This window comes from Acidobacteriota bacterium (assembly GCA_035529075.1).
In the GTDB taxonomy this organism is placed as follows: Bacteria; Zixibacteria; MSB-5A5; order GN15; family FEB-12; genus DATKXK01.
In genome coordinates this window covers 434208-450352 of record DATKXK010000014.1, presented here as the reverse complement: position 1 = coordinate 450352, position 16145 = coordinate 434208, and the positions used below count along the sequence as shown (strand labels likewise).

The window sequence follows — 16145 nt, the reverse complement described above, 5'->3', positions numbered from 1 at the left end:
ATGAAAGTTTCAGTGATTATATGCAAATCGACCGGCCATGGCAACAAGTATCGGCGGTGCCTCAGAAGCCCCTGATAAACCGCATAATGTCATTGTACGTGACCATGACGACGAGCGTCAGCAGGAAAACGATCCCGACCTGCTGGGCGACAACGCGAGCCTTCATTGACAGCGGTTTGCCCTTGATCCTCTCAATTGACAGAAAAAGGAGCTGGCCGCCGTCCAGCACCGGGATAGGCAGGACATTGAGGATGGCCAGATTGACCGAGAGGAAGGCCATGAAGTAAAAGAGGCTGGCGACACCTTTGCGGGCCTCCTTCCCGGACTGCTGCGCGATAAACAGGGGACCGCCGATCAGTTTGGCCGACACTTCTCCGGTGACGGTTTTTTTGACAAAGCGGATGACTTCAACCACCCAGATGTTCGCACCGACAAAACCGTGTTTCAACGAGTTCAGCATCCCGTAGTTCTCGAAGCGGAGAACCTTCTGCTTGATACCGATAACGCCGACCGAATCAAGGGCGCCTTTTACGTTCATCTGCTCCTCGACCACCGTAGTGATGTCTGCGGTGATGGTGTCACCTTCATGGATCCAAGAGACCTCGATAGGTTCGCCGACGTGGGCGTTGACCCGCAGGCGCAGAGAGTCGAAGTCATGCACCTGTTGTCCATTGACGGCCAGGATCTGATCACCGGTCGCGATGCCGGCACGGTCGGCCGGATCGCCCGGAACAGTTTCGCCGACCAGCACCCGCTGATCGTCAAAAACCGGCCGCCCGGTAAAATATAACACCGCGCCGAGGACAAGAATCGCCAGGAGGTAGTTCATAAAAGGTCCGGCGAATATGACCATAGCCCGCTGGCCAACGGACTTGGACATGAACTCTTCAGGGGTGCCGCGAGTGTGCTCGTCGGGGTGTTCGCCGGCCATTTTAACGTATCCACCCAGGGGAATAATACCAATACAGTACTCTGTTTCGCCCCATTTCCGGGTGAATATGTTCGGCGGGAAACCCAGCGAAAAGCGGTCCACCCTGATTCCCACGCGTTTGGCGACAATGAAATGCCCCAGTTCGTGAATGAAAATGAGAACGCCGAGAACGAATATGAACGAGATTACTGAGAGCATGCAAGTTTCTCCGTGACACGAATGGCGACATCCCTTGCCGCGCGGTCAGCCTTCAGAATATCTTCGAGGCTCGGTGAGTTCACAACGTCGACTGCATCCACCGTATCCCTTATAATATCGGCAATGCAGGTGAATTTCACAGACCGGTCAAGAAAGGCCTCCACCGCGATTTCGTTTGCCGCGTTGTAAACGGCGGGGGCCGTGCCTCCCTGCTCGGCCACCTGATAGGCAAGGGCAAGAGCCGGGAACCTCTCCAGGTCCGGCTGCTCGAAGGTCAGGGCCGGCATCCGACGCCAGTCAATCCGCCCGAAATCTGAATCGACCCGATCAGGCCAGAAAAGCGCGTAGGTGATGGGCAGCCTCATGTCGGGCTGGGAGAGTTGCGCGATTACCGATCCGTCGCAGAACTCCACCATGGAGTGGATAACGGACTGTGGGTGAACCACTACTTTGACCCTGCGCGCGGGCATGGAAAACAGAGCCACGGCCTCGATGACTTCCAGACCTTTGTTGGCGAGCGTGGCGGAATCTATGGTGATCTTGGGCCCCATCTTCCACGTCGGGTGGCTCAGGGCCTGATCGACGGTGACGGTTTCAAGCCGGTCGGCCGGGAAGGTCCTGAACGGGCCGCCTGACGAGGTCAGGATGATAGTCCGGACTTCGGTATCCTTGCCGGCGAGCAGGGCCTGCCAGATAGCCGAGTGCTCGGAATCGATGGGAAGAATCCGAGCGCCCGACTGCTCACACAGTTCCGGGAACAGCGGCCCGCCGGCGACCAGCGACTCCTTGTTGGCCAGAGCCAACTGGTGACCACTCTTGACCGCCTCCACTGAGGCCAGCAGCCCGGCCGCACCCACGACCGCGTTGAGAACGACGTCCACCCCGGCCAGGCCGGCAAGGTGAACCAGCCCCTGATCGCCCGTTTCAATCTGGACCGGCTCATCCTTCAGCCGGTCGGCCAGCCGGGCGGCCCTCTCCTCGTCGGCCAGGCAAAGATATTCCGGGCGGTAGTGATAGTATTGCTCGACGAGCAGGTCGCTGTTGGACCGGGCGGCCAGTGCCCGCACCGCAAAGCAGCCCGGGTGCCGGGCGACGACTTCAAGGGCGCTGCGGCCGATCGAGCCGGTGGAGCCGAGTATTACCAGATTCTTCGTCTGCATCTACCTTATTAACGCGCCTTTCGGCAACAGGTTCCGAAACTGCTGCTCATCAGAGACGATGAGGTGGCGCAGATTCCAACCCCGCCTGCATGGATGTGCACGTCCGGTCCCGAGGGAACAACCGGTCACTCCCCGAGCGGGTTACCCTCAACGTCAGAAAGATACGCCCTGATCAACCGAACGTCCGTGATCGGCTGGCTCACCTCGTTGGGAAGCCATCTGCTGGGGCCGACCGGCACGTCGGCAATGGCGTGCAGCACGTCATATCCCTTGATCAACTGACCGAAGTTGGTGTATTTGCGATCCAGCCAGGCGGTGGAGGTATTCCTTGCCAGGCAAATGAAGAACTGCGTCTTGGCTGAATTAGGCGTCCGCATACGTGCCATCGAGAGGGTACCTTCCTGGTGCGGCAGATCACTCAGCTCGTCACCAAGCGAATACGAAACCTGCTTCTTGCCAACCGGCACGGGATTGCCGCCCTGGATGAGAAACCCCTTGTAAACCCGGTGGAAAATAGTGCCGCTGTAAAAACCGTCCCTGACCCTGGCGATGAAGGAGTCAACATGGGCCGGAGCGACATCGCGGTACAACTCCAGCGTCATCCCGCCGAAGTCGGTTTCAAGCGTGACCAGCGGGTTGTCCTTGTCCCGGACGGGATGCCGATAGTCTTTCTTGTTCACCGGGGTCTGAGCCGCTTTTTCAACGGCGGTGGTATCCTTGCCGGCGGTGTCCTGGTCGGTACTCGAGCAGCCGCTTGCGGCCACCGCACAGAAAGCCAGAACGGTAAGCGCAGTGCGTAGGGTCATGCTCATCCTTTCTCAGTTCATGAAGAGGCTGACGGGGCTCGAATATATCGGATGCTTTCGGGAGTGTCAAGGTTGAAAGGTCACCGTCAATCCTGAGCCGTACAGGGAGGAAAGGCGGTTCATATGCTCCGGGCATGGAGCTTCGATAAACGGCGGCATTCGCGCGGCGTCCCGACCGACGCCTACGGATTGGCCAGGTGGATCTCCCTGACGTCCCGGTCAGCGACGTCGGGCTGGTAGCTGGTGTAGACGGTCAGACCCAGTGCCGGCCACTGATAGCGCCAGTAGGGCGGCCACGTGAGATCGGACACGGCCGGGCCGGTCTCCCCGTAGGTGCTGATCACAGCACTGATGTTGGAACCAATGCCGACGGAATCGGCGGCCTTGCCCTGATAGTTGTTGTCCGGTTCGGCGTCTTCATTGTCGTTGACGATGATTTCCACGATGGGTTCGGAGTCGTGGGCGATATCGTCCCAGTCGACGTCTTCCAGCACGAAAACCACGCCCAAGGATTTTTCATAGTCGGCAATGAAAAGGTAATTGGTCGGATGCACGACCAGAGTGTCGGGAGGTCCGTTGAATCTTTTGACCGTGCCGTAATCCTCCCCCAGCAGCAAGTACTGGCCCTGCCCGCCCTGCCCGGGGACAAGCCGGTCGTGCCGCAGAGTAACTTCGAGGGAATCCAGGCCCGGCGAAGCGGCGCGCACGACGGCGTGACCCAGGCTGCCTGAAAAATCGTACCCAAGTGAGACAAGACCGGTACTGTCGGATTTCGCGGAATCCGCCGATAATGTCCCGTCACCTTCCAGCAGGGTAAAGTATATCCACTGGCTCGGAAGATGGCTGTCGTCGGCGTCGTCAACCGCAAACTGCAGGGCAGGCGCCACCGCCGTATCCGTCACGCCCTGCCTGTAGAAGGTACCGTTGACCGCGACTACCCGATCACCGACGACGGGAGCATCCGGCGGCCGGTCTTTGTCGCTGCAAGAGGAGACAAAGACAGCGGTGAGAAGCGGGATAATCAGAATGCGGCGGGAGATTACAGCGTCAGTCTTCATCGTTGTCTGTTCAACAGCCATAGGCCATGAGAAGTTCGGGCAAATTTCGTGCCCGTCGCCCCGCAAAGCAGGCGGCAACCGCCTGTTTCAGGCTCAAGGCCGGAACCAGTACCTGATGCCTGCACCGATCTGCAGATAACGCGGACGGTCGCCGGAGGCCACCGCGTTCCAACTGTTGACTGACGCCAAGGTCACCATTGAACGACCCTTGGAGTCGGACCAGAGCTTGACGTCGGCACCAAAATTCAGACTCAGGGCAATGGCTGCTTCGCTTTCGGAGTCAAACCCCTTGGGGTTGGTGACAGTCAGCCCCGCATTTATGCCGAGGCCGAAATACGGTGACCACCTTTGAGTGTAGAGATTCAGGAACATGTAATCAAGGTGGAAGTCCAGGTCGTACTGCCCGAAATCGTAATCATAGCCGCCAAAGTCCAGGGCGTCGTCAGGATCTATCCTGATGTAGCGGAATCCCATCGACACGAGCATGTGGTTGTTTCTCAACTGGCCGTATGAGACTCCCAGCGAGAATGAGGGGTCAAAGACGTCGTCGGCATCCAGCTCAATGGGCCGGTTGTTCTGATCGGTTATCGTAAGAGTGCCAAGCTGATCGTAAGTGCCGAAAGGCAGGGCGTACCCTCCGTGAATCTGCAGCATACTCAGCCTGCGCGCGACCCGTGAAATGGCGAGAGCCTCGGAGCCGACGGCGACCAGGGCCAGAGCGACGAGCAGGAGAATCGGCTTTCCTTTGTGCATACTGTCTCCCAGCGAGTTGCAGGTTAGCGCAATTATATAGACATTGGGGCACCGGAAGTCAAACAAGAGCGGCCTGACCAGGCGCCAAATCCTTATACAGTCGAATCCCCAAGTCTCACCCCATCGATTTTTCCCTGTATAAGCTAACTATCGGCTAATTATCGCTTGCCCTTGTGCCTATATACAGTATATACTTAGAGGTGCCGATATAAATATGGATTGCTATATTTTTCACAAAGTAGACGGGATGTCTTCATACTATGACAAGTGCTAAAATCTTCGTAATCGGGGCCGGTGTAATGGGCCAGGGTCTGGCTGAAGCGATCGCGACTTCCGGCCACGAGGTAAACCTGATAGACAAAACCACCAAGCTGGCGGAGCGCGGTGTCAAAGGTATTGCTGATTCCATTGACCGCGAGATCGGACGGTGGGGTCTGACAAAGGCGGAGAAGAGGGCCATCCTTGCCCGCATCTACCCCTCATCAGACGTGTCGCAGGCTGAAGACGCCGAGATCGTGCTGGAGGCGATTCCTGAGAATCTGCAGATGAAACGAGCCTTGTTCAGGAAGCTCGATGCACTCTGCCCTCCAGAAACACTGATGATAACCAACACCGGCACCATCTCCATATCCGAGATTGCCGCCGCCACGAAACGCCCGGAGAAAATCATCGGCATGCATTTCCTCAACCCGGTCACGCGGGTCCCGCTGGTAGAGATAGTCAAGGGGCTCAGGACCGGAGATGAGACTTTTCAGAAGGCGGTTCATTTCGCCGAGACGCTGAACAAGAGGTGGATTACGGTCAACGAGTATCCCGGTTACGTGACGACCCGGATCATCGTGCCTCTCCTGAACGAGGCGATGCACCTGCTAATGGAGGGCGTGGCATCGGCCGATGACATTGATGAAGCGATGAAGCTCGGGTTCGGCTTCAACGTCGGCCCCCTGGCCCTCGCTGACATGATGGGACTGGACGTCGTTATGTCCTGGATGATGAATTTGCTGGACGAGTTGTCGGAGCACAAGTACAACCCGTGTCCGCTGCTTCGCAAGCTGGTGCGCGCCGGTCATCTCGGCGTCAAGACCCACTCCGGGTTTTTCGAATATGACGAGGACGGCAACCGTATCACCAAAGAGACAGACGGCAGCGCGGCGGAGGCAGCCAAATGAAGATTCTGGTTCTTAATTGCGGATCATCATCGGTCAAGTACCAGTTGATTGACACGAAGAGCCAGGTGGCCCTGGCAAAGGGGTCGGTTACGCGAATCGCGATGTCCGCCTCGGTGGTGACGCATAAACCTCACGACAGGCCGCAGGTGACCATCTCGGCGGAGATCCTCGACCACATCGTAGCTGTAGAGTACGTGGTCTCGATTCTGATGTCGAAGAACCACGGCGTCATTAAGGAAAAATCGGAGATTGATGCCATCGGCCACCGGGTCGTTCACGGCGGCGAGGAGTTCAAGGACTCCGCCCTGATCACGCCGGAACTGATGTCCACCCTGCGATCCCTGATCGAGCTGGCCCCGCTTCACAACCCACACAACATCCGGGGCATCAATGCCTGCCAGAAGACTCTCCCGGGCATTCCGCAGGTGGCCGTGTTCGACACCGCGTTTCACCAGCAGATGCCGCCGCATGCCTACATCTACGGTCTCCCCTATGTTTTTTACACGCGGTACGGCATCCGCCGATACGGATTCCACGGCACCTCGCACCAGTACGTGAGCCAGCGGGCGGCGGACATTCTCGGCACCTCGATCTCGGATTTGCGGATTGTCACGGCCCACCTGGGCAACGGGGCGTCGATGTCGGCGATCGATAAGGGCATTTCGGTTGATACCTCGATGGGCTTTACACCGCTTGAGGGGTTGCTCATGGGCACGCGGTCCGGCGATCTCGACCCGGCCATCATCCTGCATATCATGGCGCGGGAGGAGCTGTCGCTTCATGAGGGCAACACGCTGCTGAACAAGCATTCCGGGCTGGCGGGGATTTCGGGAGTGTCATCGGACGTGCGTGAAATTATCGAGGCGACTCAGAACGGCAACAAGAACGCCACCCTGGCCCTCGAAACTTACTGCTACCGGATCCGGAAATACATAGGCGCCTACGCGGCCGTCATGGGCGGAATCGACGTGCTCGTGTTCACCGCCGGGGTGGGTGAAAACTCCGCGCTGGTGCGGTCCATGAGCTGCCGGAACCTGGGTTTTCTCGGAATCACAATCGACGAGGGAAAGAACAAGAGCGTGCTTGCCACCGAGACGGACATCTCAACCACGGATGCCACCGTCAGAACGCTGGTCATTCCGACCAACGAGGAACTGGTTATCGCCCAGGACACCGAACGCATTGTCGATATGAGCTGTCAACCGGCGGCGGAATAGCCGACCGTTCCCGGCATCGGCCGGCGCACCGGTTCAGCGCAAGTACGGATCGGTACCCACCGTGTGGTCAGTATCGTCTACGACGCCGGTGACTTCGGGCACGAGTTGCCGGATGGCCCGTTCGATGCCGTGCCGGAGAGTCATCGCCGCCGAGGCGCAACCCTGGCAGCCTCCGGCCAAGCGCACGTGTATGGTCGTGCCCTCCACGTCGACCAGTTCCACCCTGCCGCCGTGCCCGGAAATGGCCGGATTGATCTGCTGCTCGAACAGGGCCTGGACCTTGTCCCGGATTTCCTCTTCGGACGGCGTCTTCAGATCAGCATCGGACGCGATAAGCTGCTTCCCCGAGGCAATCTGCTCACGGATTACGGTGCCGATCTTCTGCCCGAGGACGGGCCAATCCTCGTTGGATGTCTTGACGATAGTCAGCGTGTTGCCGCACACCATCACCTGGCCGACGCCCTCGATTTCGAACAGCGCCTCCAGCAGCGGCGACCCCCTGGCCGTGTCCCGGCTGCGGCACGTCAATGTACTCTCCGGGAGGATCTCGCAATCGACGGTGAACTTGCACACCTGGGCGTCCAGGGTGGGTTCGCCGGTAATCTCAATATGCCGTGCCTCGTCTGCCATGATCTGACCTTCTTTCGGCTAAACCGAGAAATTGCTTTGTTCCGAGCCGTGTTCTCTGGTGCATGCGTCGCACTCGCAGAGCCGGCGCAGCAGCGCAAAGGAGTAAATGCCCGTGTTGTGGCCGTCGGAGAATTCAATTCCCACACCGTACCTGCCCACCCGACCGGCACCGTTCAGTCTGATGTCGAGCGGCACCTGCTTCGGGTCGAGCGTCCGTCGCCCGCTGTCCTCGTCCACGCACGATGCGCACGGGCAGCTGACTCTCAGACGGTACCCGGTGTGCACGCCACGGTGACCGTCGGACCACGTGACGAGCAGCCTGCCGTCAGCGCCGATCTCGAAGCTCTCCGGCTCATCATCGGCGTGCCTGCCGCGCAGCTTCTCAAGACCGTCGCGTACCTCTCCGGCCACGCCGAGTATCGCCCGGGCAGCCAGTGAGTCGGTCGAGCGGTTGAGCACCGGGACGCCGTCCTCGCCGCTCATCATTATCTCGGGGTCAAGCGGCAGAGCGCCCAGATACGGGACATCGAACTCCTCGGCCATGCGGTGGCCCCCGCCCTTGTGGAAGATGGCGGTTTCCTCGCCGCAGTACTGGCAGATGAATCCGGACATGTTTTCGATGACGCCAAGAATCGGCACCCGCACCTGTGTAAACATGCGCAGCCCCTTGCGGGCCACCCCCAGCGCCACCTCCTGCGGCGTCGTGACGATTATCGCGCCCGTGATCTGCGCCTGCTGGGCCAGGGTCAACTGGACGTCGCCCGTGCCGGGCGGAAGATCGAGAAGCAGATAATCCAGCTCCCCCCAGATAACGCCGCCGAGAAACTGGTGAATCATCTTCATGGCGATAGGTGCCCGCCAGATGACGGGCGAATCGTCACGCGTGAAAAGACCCATCGAAACGAAACTGATGCCGTGGCGGTTGACCGGGTGAAGATACCCGTCGCCGATTTCGGGCTGGTCGCCTTTGGAGCCGAGCAGGCCCGGCTGGCTGGGACCGTAAATGTCGGCGTCGAGCAGGCCGACCGAGGCCCCGGACGCCTTGAGCGCGACGGCGAGATTTGATGCTACGGTGGACTTGCCGACCCCTCCCTTGCCACTGGCAATGGCAATAATGTTCTTTACCCCCTTGAGGCCGGGTTCAATCGTTGGGGACACATCAGACACCGGTTGCGTCATGGTAGTTCCTTACCCCTTTGTTTCCGTGTTGCCGGCTGGCGAGCCGCCGGCCTGTTAATCCTTTACCCTTATACGAGGCGAGTTGCTGTGTTCCGTAACCTGATCCAGTCTTGTCTCTTATAGAAAAGGGCCAGAGCGCCAAAGTTCCCAGGGAAATCATATGAAAGAACGATCCGCCGCCGGGAATGTTTTGCCGGTGGCCGGTGATGGCAGGGCCGACGGGTGCCGGGGCATGTCGCCCGACATTATACGAGGTCGCGGATGTCGACGTCGGAATCAGGAGAATTTCTCTCTCTGTTAGCGCGGTCTTCAGGAGATGAAGATAGGGCGGTTTTTGCGCGCGAGTCAAGGGAATATGGGGGCGGACACCGGTCCCTGCACCAAATTCGCGGAGTCAGCTCTCGCCTGGTTCTTAGTTCAGCGTCAAACCAGAAGCCCCGGCGGGGGGAGGCGCCGGGGCTCTGTGAGACGTCGAACGGTGGCGTCCGGCGTCTAAAGGTTCTTGATGATCTGCGTCGCGAAGGCCGAGGTCCCGACCTTGGTCGCGCCCTCCATCTGCCGATGCAGATCGTACGTGACGATCTTCTGCGCAATCGTCTTCTCGATGGCGTCCTCGATCATCTTCCCCGCCTTGCTCCAACCCATGTAGTCAAGCATCATGACCGCCGAGAGGATCAGCGAGCCGGGGTTGATGACGTCCTTGTCGGCGTACTTGGGCGCGGTGCCGTGGGTGGCCTCGAACAGCCCGATATAGTCACCGATGTTGGCGCCGGGGGCCATGCCGAGTCCGCCGACCTGCGCCGCGCAGGCGTCCGACAGGTAGTCGCCATTGAGATTAGGCGTGGCCAGAACGGAATACTCGTCCGGGCGCGTAAGGACCTGCTGGAAGATGGAATCGGCGATGCGGTCCTTGATGAGCACCTTCCCCTTTGGCATCTTGCCGTCGTGCTTCGTCCAGAGTTCCTCCTCGGTCACGACGTGGTCGCGGAATTCCGCGACGGCAAGCTGGTAGCCCCAGTCGCGAAAGGCACCCTCGGTGTATTTCATGATGTTGCCCTTGTGCACGAGGGTGACCGAGGGAAGCTTCTTGTCGACGGCGTGCTGGACGGCTTTGCGCATCAGCCGCTTGGTGCCGGTCACCGACATCGGTTTGACGCCGATGCCCGAATCCTCGCGGATGGCGGTTTTCATGGTCTTGTTGAGCCAGTCGATCACGTTCTTGGCCTCAACGCTGCCCTCCTTCCACTCGATACCGGCGTAAACGTCCTCGGTGTTCTCGCGGAAGACGATAACGTTGAGTTTCTCCGGGTGCACGACGGGTGAGCCGACGCCGGGAAACCAGCGCACGGGCCGGATGCAGGCGTACAGCTCCATGGCCTGACGCATGGTGACGTTCAGGGACCGAAAACCACCGCCGATAGGGGTGGTAAGGGGACCCTTAAGCGCCACGAAATGTCTGCGGATGGCATCGATGGTTTCGCCAGGAAGCCACTCGCCATACAGCTCGTTGGCCTTTTCACCGGCATACACGTCCATCCAGACAATGCGGCGTTTGCCGTCGAACGCCTTCTCGACGGCGGCATCGACCACTCGACGGGTCGCTTTCATGATGTCGCGTCCGATCCCGTCTCCCTCGATCACGGGTATGATCGGGTTGGCTGGAACGGACAGCTTTTTGTCCTTGATCGTAATGGGTTTCCCGTCCGGCGGAACGATGATATGAATACGACGTGCCATAACAACTCCTTGTGCTCCCCTAGTAACCCATCAGTTTGAGATGCTGCTTGTAAGTCTTGGCTGACTTCTGAAGGGAATCGAGTTCGATCTTTTTCAGCTTAAGCTCCAGAATCTTCTCTACCCCGTCGGCGCCAAGAACCACGGGCACGCCGATATAGATGTCCTTGATACCGTACTGGCCGGTCAGAAAGGCCGATGCGGGCAGGACTTTCTTCTCGTCGTTGAAAACGGCCCGGCACATGTCCACGGACGCGGCGGCGGGCGCGTAGTAGGCTGAACCGGTCTTGAGCAGCTTGACGATTTCGCCGCCGCCGACGGCGGTTCGCTGCGAAATGGCCTTGATACGATCGTTCGGGATCAGTTCCGAAATCGGTATGCCGGCCACAGTGGTGTAGCGCGGCAGCGGCACCATGGTGTCACCGTGCCCGCCGAGGACCATGGCCTGGGTGTCGGTCATGGCGACACCGAGTTCCATGGCGACAAAGGCCCGTAACCGGATGGAGTCGAGCACGCCGGCCTGTCCGAAAACACGGTTCTTGGGGAAGCCGGTGACCTTGTACATGTGGAAGGTCATGAGGTCCAGCGGGTTGGACACGACGATCACGGTGCTGTTGGGGGCGTGCTTTTTAATGTTCTTGGCAGCGCTGCCGACGATATCGGCGTTCATGGTTAGCAGGTCTTCGCGTGACATCCCGGGCTTTCGCGGCATGCCGGCCGTCATGATGACGATGTCGGCGCCCTTGATATCCTGGTACTTGTTGGTCCCGAGGACCATGGCGTTGTACCCTCGGACCGGTCCGGCCTGGGTAAGGTCAAGCCCCTTGCCGACGGGCATGCCTTCGACAATATCGACTAGGACGACATCGGCGAAGTTCGCCTCCGCCAGATACATGGCAGTCGTCGCGCCTACGTGCCCTGCGCCGATAACGGCAATCTTCTTGTTCATGCTTCCTCCCGAATGCTTTGAATGGTTACACTTCTTCAGTGAACTGTCAACACGGTATGGCCAGCGTCGTGAACGACGGCCAGCCGGAGACTGTCCTTCGTCTCTGCTGCGGTTAGCAGATACTTGTCAATGTCATGTACAGGTTCAAAAAACACGCTCCGCACGCGTTCGTCGGGCAGTTCGGAGAACAGCCGGACGTCGATTCGTTCAGTGATGGCATTCACGCGCGAGAGTTTATGTGAGCCGAACGACAGCCGGCCATCTGCCGGCACGTTTCGTCGGCGGTCCCACCCCGGGGCCATGTCGTAAAAATGACTCGAACCGACACCCTCCCGGCAGGCCGAGACGATGACGGTCGCTCCGCCGTCGACAACGGCCGCCTGTGAATTCTCCAGCGCCTTCTGGCCCTGATACAGGTTGCTGTCAAGCGGAGGCATCACCTCACACAGGACGACATCGTACCGGTCGGCGACGCGGCGGGCGTATAGGGCCTCGGCCATGGCCGCCGCCTGTGCGAAGGCCTGCGACAGCGCCCCGACAAAAAGACCCGTAATTCCGCCTGCCTCGTCGGTCACGGCCTCAACCGCGAAAACCTTCGCACAATCAATCATGGCGGTAAGCTCGTCAAGGTGCTCGGCAACCGGGTTGCCTGACAGTTTGAGCGGAGCCGCCTGAAGAGAATTGGCCAGAACGTGGTTTCTCTCTATGGTGTCAAAATCGGACAAGCCCGGAAACAGCGCCTTGCGACCGCCGGTGAAACCGGCAAAGTAGTGCGGTTCCACCGAGCCTATCACAAGCACCCGGTCGGCATCGAGAATCTGCCTGTTGATGTACACTTCGCCGCCGAGGTGATCGACACCGACTCTTGCCAGGGAGTTCCTGTCACGACAGTCGTGCACGCTGACGCGGCCGCGGAGCCGATGAAGATGGTTGCCGAAGATCTTCTCGAGGTGCTGTTCGCCGGGTGCGTCATGGGCGCCGGTTGCAATGAGAAACCGTGCCTTGTCAAGAAGCCCGGGATAGGCCGGTCGGAGCCACTCCAGGATCCGGGCGGTCGGCGTGCTGCGGTATCCGTCATTGACAACAACAAGAGGCACGTCACACGAAACAACGTCCGCAAATCCGGCGCTGCGGCAGCTTGCGAGGAAGTCGTCCGCGTCAACGGTGTCACCGGACGGTTGCGGGGCAAAAACGTCCACCGTCGTCGTCGAGGGAAGCTTCACCATAATGTGCCTTCCGTCATATGCGAGTGCCACTCTCATCAGAGCCTGTCTCTTACAAACATGGCCGTTCCGCTGCTCCGGAGACGGTCTCGGCGCTACTTTGTCTAAATTCGCCCTGCGGTCACGTTTACCGTCAACGCGTGACCCGGTCAGTTCGCCGGGAGATTGCCGATGCCTCCGGCCGTTCCCACGCCGAAGGTCACGAAAACAGTGCCGGCGCGGCCGGTGCATGACCGACGGGACTCGATACGGTTCTCCCTGGACCGACGTCTCTGGCGTACACGGCTTACTTTGTTTCCCGCTTAGTCTTGGCTTCGGCAGCCTCCCGAAAACCTATCTCCAGAGCTTTTCGGTTCTTCTCTTCAGTGCCGCGAGGCGCCCGTCTTAGAACCGCCTTGGTCAGAGAGGCGCGGCTGACAATGCCGGTCAACTCGGAAATAGCGGCAAGAGCTATCACGTTCGCGACCATGATGTGGCCGGCTTCCGTCCGGGCCAGTTCGGTGAATGGAAACCCGTAGTAATTCTCCGTTGGAAGGTGTGTAACCAGACCACTGTCAACGACAAGCGTCCCGTCCTGTGCCAGATCGGGATAGTACCGGTCGAGCGCCTCCTGCGTCATGGCCAGCAGCAAATCCAGTTTCATAGCTTTGGGGTAGAAGATTTCATTGGCCGACATGACGATATCGGACCTCGAGGCACCTCCCCGGGCCTCCGGACCGTATGATTGCGTCTGGACGACGTTCTTGGCGTCGCCGGTACCGGCGGCCTCGGACAGAATAACGGCCCCGAGTATCATGCCCTGCCCCCCGGAACCGGACAGTCTCAGTTCGAAGCGGTCGTGCGGCACCTTAACCTTATCAAGCAGTTGGGTCACGACTACCTCCCTTGCCTGTGTGAGTCGATAACGTGCTGGTACTCATCGCAGAACTCGGTCTTATCGACGTCGTGCAGCTTGCCGATCACGATTTTATCCTCGAGTTCTTCCGCCGTCATGTCTTTGGCCTTGGCCACCGTGACCGATTTGTCCTTAAAGGACTTGAGCATGGCCACGGCATCGCCCAGCCGATTGAGACGCCCGAAGTAAGTATGGCAGTTCGAGATAACTTCAATAAACGAAAAGCCGTGATGCTCCAGGGCCTCGCTGATCAATCGCTCCATCTGTGGGGCGTGGCGAACGGTGATCCGGGAGACCTGGGTGGCACCGGCGGCGGCCGCCAACTCGCACGGCTCAAAATGCTTCTCGACGTTGCCATACGGTGTGGTTGTCGAGTAGGCGTTGCCCGGAGTAGTCGGCGAGCCCTGCCCACCCGTCATACCGTAGATGGAATTGTTAATCAGTATAGCCGTAATATCTATGTTCCGCCGGCAGGCGTGAATAAAGTGGTTGCCGCCGATAGCGAGCGCGTCGCCGTCACCGGTAATCACGATCACCTTGAGGTCAGGGCGGGCAAACTTGACACCGGTGGCGAAGGCCAGGGCCCGGCCGTGGGTTGTATGCAGGGCGTTAAAGTCCAGGTAAATGGGCATGCGGCTCGAGCAGCCGATTCCGGAAACCATGACAACCTCATCCCTGGAGTAGCCGAGTTTGTCAATGGCCCGGACGACGGCGCTCATGACGATACCGTTGCCGCATCCGGCGCACCAGACGGTGGGCATCTTCTTGTGGGGACGAAGGTATGTCAGGAAAACGTCGGATTTCTGTTTCACTGCTGTAGCCATCAGAGAACCTCCTCCAGCTTCTCAAGAAGCTGCATCGGAGTGAGAATTTCACCATCGTACCGCTGCAGAGTGTGTACGGACACGTCGCGAGACAGCACACGGCGGACTTCATGCGCGATCTGCCCCATGTTGAGCTCGGCGACAATCACCTTGCTGCAACCTGAGCACAACTCCAGAAGCTGCTGATCGGGGAAGGGCCACACGGTGTACAGTTGCACGGCGCCGACTTTCACCCCGGCCTTGCGAGCCAGGTCGGCCGCCTGAAGGGCCGCCCGCGCGACGGAACCGTATGATATGAAGGCCACGTCGGCATCATCCATCATTTCAATCCGCAGCTTGACGATCTCGTCAACGTAATCTTCGATCTTGTGTTTCAGTTTTTCCAGCTTGGGGGCGATCTCGTCGGGCCGGTTGGTCGTAAAACCCCAGGGATCGTGAGTCAAACCGGTAACGACATACCGGTAGCCGTTTCCATAGTCCGGCATCGGCGAGACCAGGTTGGGCGTCATTTCGAAGGGCACGAACTTTTCGGGCGGCACGGTCGGTCTTACCCGGTCGATAATCTGAATCTCGCCCGGGTCCGGCGGGCTAATGGTTGCCCGCATGTGCCCGATCACCTCGTCAAGCAGCACCGTGACCGGGGTGCGAAAGCGCTCGGCCAGGTTGAAGGCGCGGATTGTCTCGGTCAGGGTGTCGGCCACGGTGGACGGGGCCACCGCGATGGCGGTGTAGTCGCCGTGTGTTCCCCAGCGTGCCTGCATGGTGTCCGACTGGCTCACCTTGGTAGGCAGGCCGGTGGAAGGGCCGCCGCGCTGAACGTTGATGATCACACACGGCGTCTCCGTCATGTAGGCGTAGCCGATGTTCTCCTGCATGAGCGAGTATCCCGGCCCGGAGGTGGCGGTCATGGCCTTCAGACCGGCCACGGACGCACCGATGACGGCCGCAATGGAGCCGATCTCATCCTCCATCTGGATAAATCGACCGCCGATTTGCGGCAGCCGCCGGGCGCAGCCTTCCGCAACCTCCGTAGAGGGCGTAATCGGGTAACCGGCGAAAAAGCTCATCCCGGCGTAGATAGCGCCGCGGACGCACGCCTCATTGCCCTGAACCAGGACACGTTTTGCTTGAGCCATCCGTATCCTCTTTCTATTTGTAGTTTGACGTTATCGCCAGGTCAGGGCAGTGAACCCAGCAGATCGTGCACTGAGTGCAGTTTTCGGGACGTGCCTGGACCGGTCTCCCGTCGCGGTCCGGCTCGAACACCTGCTTGGGGCAAAGTGCAATGCATAGATTGCAGGCCTTGCACCATTTCAGGTTGATATTCAGAGGGAGCGGACCCTCTGAATAGTCATACTTGGTCTGAGCGGCCGGCTTTGAGGCGCTCTGCCCCGCCGGACTACCGTCACTCATGACGTC

16 protein-coding genes are annotated in these 16145 nt (G+C 59.4%); 2 read left to right on the top strand and 14 right to left on the bottom strand.

What is annotated here, in order from left to right; all coding sequences use genetic code 11:
* Nucleotides 1-61 precede the first annotated feature (61 nt).
* From rseP to VMY05_09435, 5 genes are all read right to left on the bottom strand, one after another.
* The gene (gene rseP, locus VMY05_09455; protein HUV31299.1) at nucleotides 62-1129 is read right to left on the bottom strand and encodes an RIP metalloprotease RseP; all 1068 of its coding nucleotides are present in this window, start codon (nucleotides 1127-1129) and stop codon (nucleotides 62-64) included.
* On the bottom strand, nucleotides 1117-2289 hold the full coding sequence (locus tag VMY05_09450) for a 1-deoxy-D-xylulose-5-phosphate reductoisomerase (GenBank protein ID HUV31298.1): 1173 nt from the start codon (nucleotides 2287-2289) through the stop codon (nucleotides 1117-1119). The genes rseP and VMY05_09450 overlap by 13 nt, the downstream gene beginning before the upstream one ends.
* Before the next feature lie 125 nt (nucleotides 2290-2414).
* Nucleotides 2415-3095, bottom strand: a complete 681-nt coding sequence (locus VMY05_09445; GenBank protein ID HUV31297.1) for a peptidylprolyl isomerase — start codon at nucleotides 3093-3095, stop codon at nucleotides 2415-2417.
* A gap of 182 nt (nucleotides 3096-3277) precedes the next feature.
* Entirely contained in the window at nucleotides 3278-4153 is an 876-nt protein-coding gene (locus VMY05_09440) for a hypothetical protein (protein HUV31296.1), read from the bottom strand.
* Between the two features lie 93 nt (nucleotides 4154-4246).
* On the bottom strand, nucleotides 4247-4906 hold the full coding sequence (locus VMY05_09435; protein HUV31295.1) for a hypothetical protein: 660 nt from the start codon (nucleotides 4904-4906) through the stop codon (nucleotides 4247-4249).
* A 260-nt stretch (nucleotides 4907-5166) separates the two neighbouring features.
* On the opposite strand from VMY05_09435, the gene VMY05_09430 reads away from it, so the two are divergent.
* Both VMY05_09430 and VMY05_09425 read left to right on the top strand, forming a co-directional pair.
* Nucleotides 5167-6075, top strand: coding sequence for a 3-hydroxyacyl-CoA dehydrogenase NAD-binding domain-containing protein (locus VMY05_09430; GenBank protein ID HUV31294.1), 909 nt, complete (start codon nucleotides 5167-5169; stop codon nucleotides 6073-6075).
* On the top strand, nucleotides 6072-7292 hold the full coding sequence (locus tag VMY05_09425; GenBank protein ID HUV31293.1) for an acetate kinase: 1221 nt from the start codon (nucleotides 6072-6074) through the stop codon (nucleotides 7290-7292). Before VMY05_09430 ends, VMY05_09425 begins: the two co-directional genes overlap by 4 nt.
* 33 nt (nucleotides 7293-7325) lie before the next feature.
* Here the strand turns inward: VMY05_09425 and VMY05_09420 are convergent, their stop codons facing one another.
* The 9 genes from VMY05_09420 to VMY05_09380 form a co-directional block, all read right to left on the bottom strand.
* A complete protein-coding gene (locus tag VMY05_09420; GenBank protein HUV31292.1) occupies nucleotides 7326-7922 on the bottom strand; it encodes a NifU family protein in 597 nt (198 codons plus the stop codon).
* 18 nt (nucleotides 7923-7940) lie between these two features.
* The gene (locus VMY05_09415) at nucleotides 7941-9080 is read right to left on the bottom strand and encodes a P-loop NTPase (protein HUV31291.1); all 1140 of its coding nucleotides are present in this window, start codon (nucleotides 9078-9080) and stop codon (nucleotides 7941-7943) included.
* 513 nt (nucleotides 9081-9593) lie between these two features.
* Nucleotides 9594-10838, bottom strand: coding sequence for an isocitrate dehydrogenase (NADP(+)) (gene icd / locus VMY05_09410; GenBank protein ID HUV31290.1), 1245 nt, complete (start codon nucleotides 10836-10838; stop codon nucleotides 9594-9596).
* 19 nt (nucleotides 10839-10857) lie between these two features.
* Nucleotides 10858-11784, bottom strand: coding sequence for a malate dehydrogenase (gene mdh / locus VMY05_09405; GenBank protein HUV31289.1), 927 nt, complete (start codon nucleotides 11782-11784; stop codon nucleotides 10858-10860).
* 35 nt (nucleotides 11785-11819) lie between these two features.
* On the bottom strand, nucleotides 11820-13046 hold the full coding sequence (locus VMY05_09400) for a lactate racemase domain-containing protein (protein ID HUV31288.1): 1227 nt from the start codon (nucleotides 13044-13046) through the stop codon (nucleotides 11820-11822).
* 247 nt (nucleotides 13047-13293) lie between these two features.
* Entirely contained in the window at nucleotides 13294-13881 is a 588-nt protein-coding gene (locus VMY05_09395) for a 2-oxoacid:acceptor oxidoreductase family protein (protein HUV31287.1), read from the bottom strand.
* Between the two features lie 2 nt (nucleotides 13882-13883).
* Nucleotides 13884-14726 (bottom strand): 2-oxoacid:ferredoxin oxidoreductase subunit beta, encoded by an 843-nt coding sequence (locus VMY05_09390; GenBank protein HUV31286.1) that lies wholly within the window; start codon nucleotides 14724-14726, stop codon nucleotides 13884-13886.
* A complete protein-coding gene (locus tag VMY05_09385) occupies nucleotides 14726-15862 on the bottom strand; it encodes a 2-oxoacid:acceptor oxidoreductase subunit alpha (GenBank protein HUV31285.1) in 1137 nt (378 codons plus the stop codon). Before VMY05_09385 ends, VMY05_09390 begins: the two co-directional genes overlap by 1 nt.
* A 13-nt stretch (nucleotides 15863-15875) precedes the next feature.
* Nucleotides 15876-16139 carry a 4Fe-4S dicluster domain-containing protein gene (locus VMY05_09380; protein ID HUV31284.1) on the bottom strand — a complete coding sequence of 88 codons (264 nt, stop codon included), beginning with the start codon at nucleotides 16137-16139 and terminating at the stop codon, nucleotides 15876-15878.
* Nucleotides 16140-16145: the final 6 nt, after the last annotated feature.

Excerpts from the sequence above, each read along its gene's own strand:
- VMY05_09385 (HUV31285.1), bottom strand. The coding sequence starts at position 15,862 with ATGGCTCAAGCAAAACGTGTCCTGGTTCAGGGCAATGAGGCGTGCGTC.
- VMY05_09435 (HUV31295.1), bottom strand. The coding sequence starts at position 4,906 with ATGCACAAAGGAAAGCCGATTCTCCTGCTCGTCGCTCTGGCCCTGGTC.
- VMY05_09400 (HUV31288.1), bottom strand. The coding sequence starts at position 13,046 with ATGAGAGTGGCACTCGCATATGACGGAAGGCACATTATGGTGAAGCTT.
- VMY05_09420 (HUV31292.1), bottom strand. The coding sequence starts at position 7,922 with ATGGCAGACGAGGCACGGCATATTGAGATTACCGGCGAACCCACCCTG.
- VMY05_09440 (HUV31296.1), bottom strand. The coding sequence starts at position 4,153 with ATGAAGACTGACGCTGTAATCTCCCGCCGCATTCTGATTATCCCGCTT.
- VMY05_09425 (HUV31293.1), top strand. The coding sequence starts at position 6,072 with ATGAAGATTCTGGTTCTTAATTGCGGATCATCATCGGTCAAGTACCAG.
- icd (HUV31290.1), bottom strand. The coding sequence starts at position 10,838 with ATGGCACGTCGTATTCATATCATCGTTCCGCCGGACGGGAAACCCATT.
- rseP (HUV31299.1), bottom strand. The coding sequence starts at position 1,129 with ATGCTCTCAGTAATCTCGTTCATATTCGTTCTCGGCGTTCTCATTTTC.
- mdh (HUV31289.1), bottom strand. The coding sequence starts at position 11,784 with ATGAACAAGAAGATTGCCGTTATCGGCGCAGGGCACGTAGGCGCGACG.
- VMY05_09380 (HUV31284.1), bottom strand. The coding sequence starts at position 16,139 with ATGAGTGACGGTAGTCCGGCGGGGCAGAGCGCCTCAAAGCCGGCCGCT.
- VMY05_09430 (HUV31294.1), top strand. The coding sequence starts at position 5,167 with ATGACAAGTGCTAAAATCTTCGTAATCGGGGCCGGTGTAATGGGCCAG.
- VMY05_09445 (HUV31297.1), bottom strand. The coding sequence starts at position 3,095 with ATGACCCTACGCACTGCGCTTACCGTTCTGGCTTTCTGTGCGGTGGCC.
- VMY05_09450 (HUV31298.1), bottom strand. The coding sequence starts at position 2,289 with ATGCAGACGAAGAATCTGGTAATACTCGGCTCCACCGGCTCGATCGGC.
- VMY05_09390 (HUV31286.1), bottom strand. The coding sequence starts at position 14,726 with ATGGCTACAGCAGTGAAACAGAAATCCGACGTTTTCCTGACATACCTT.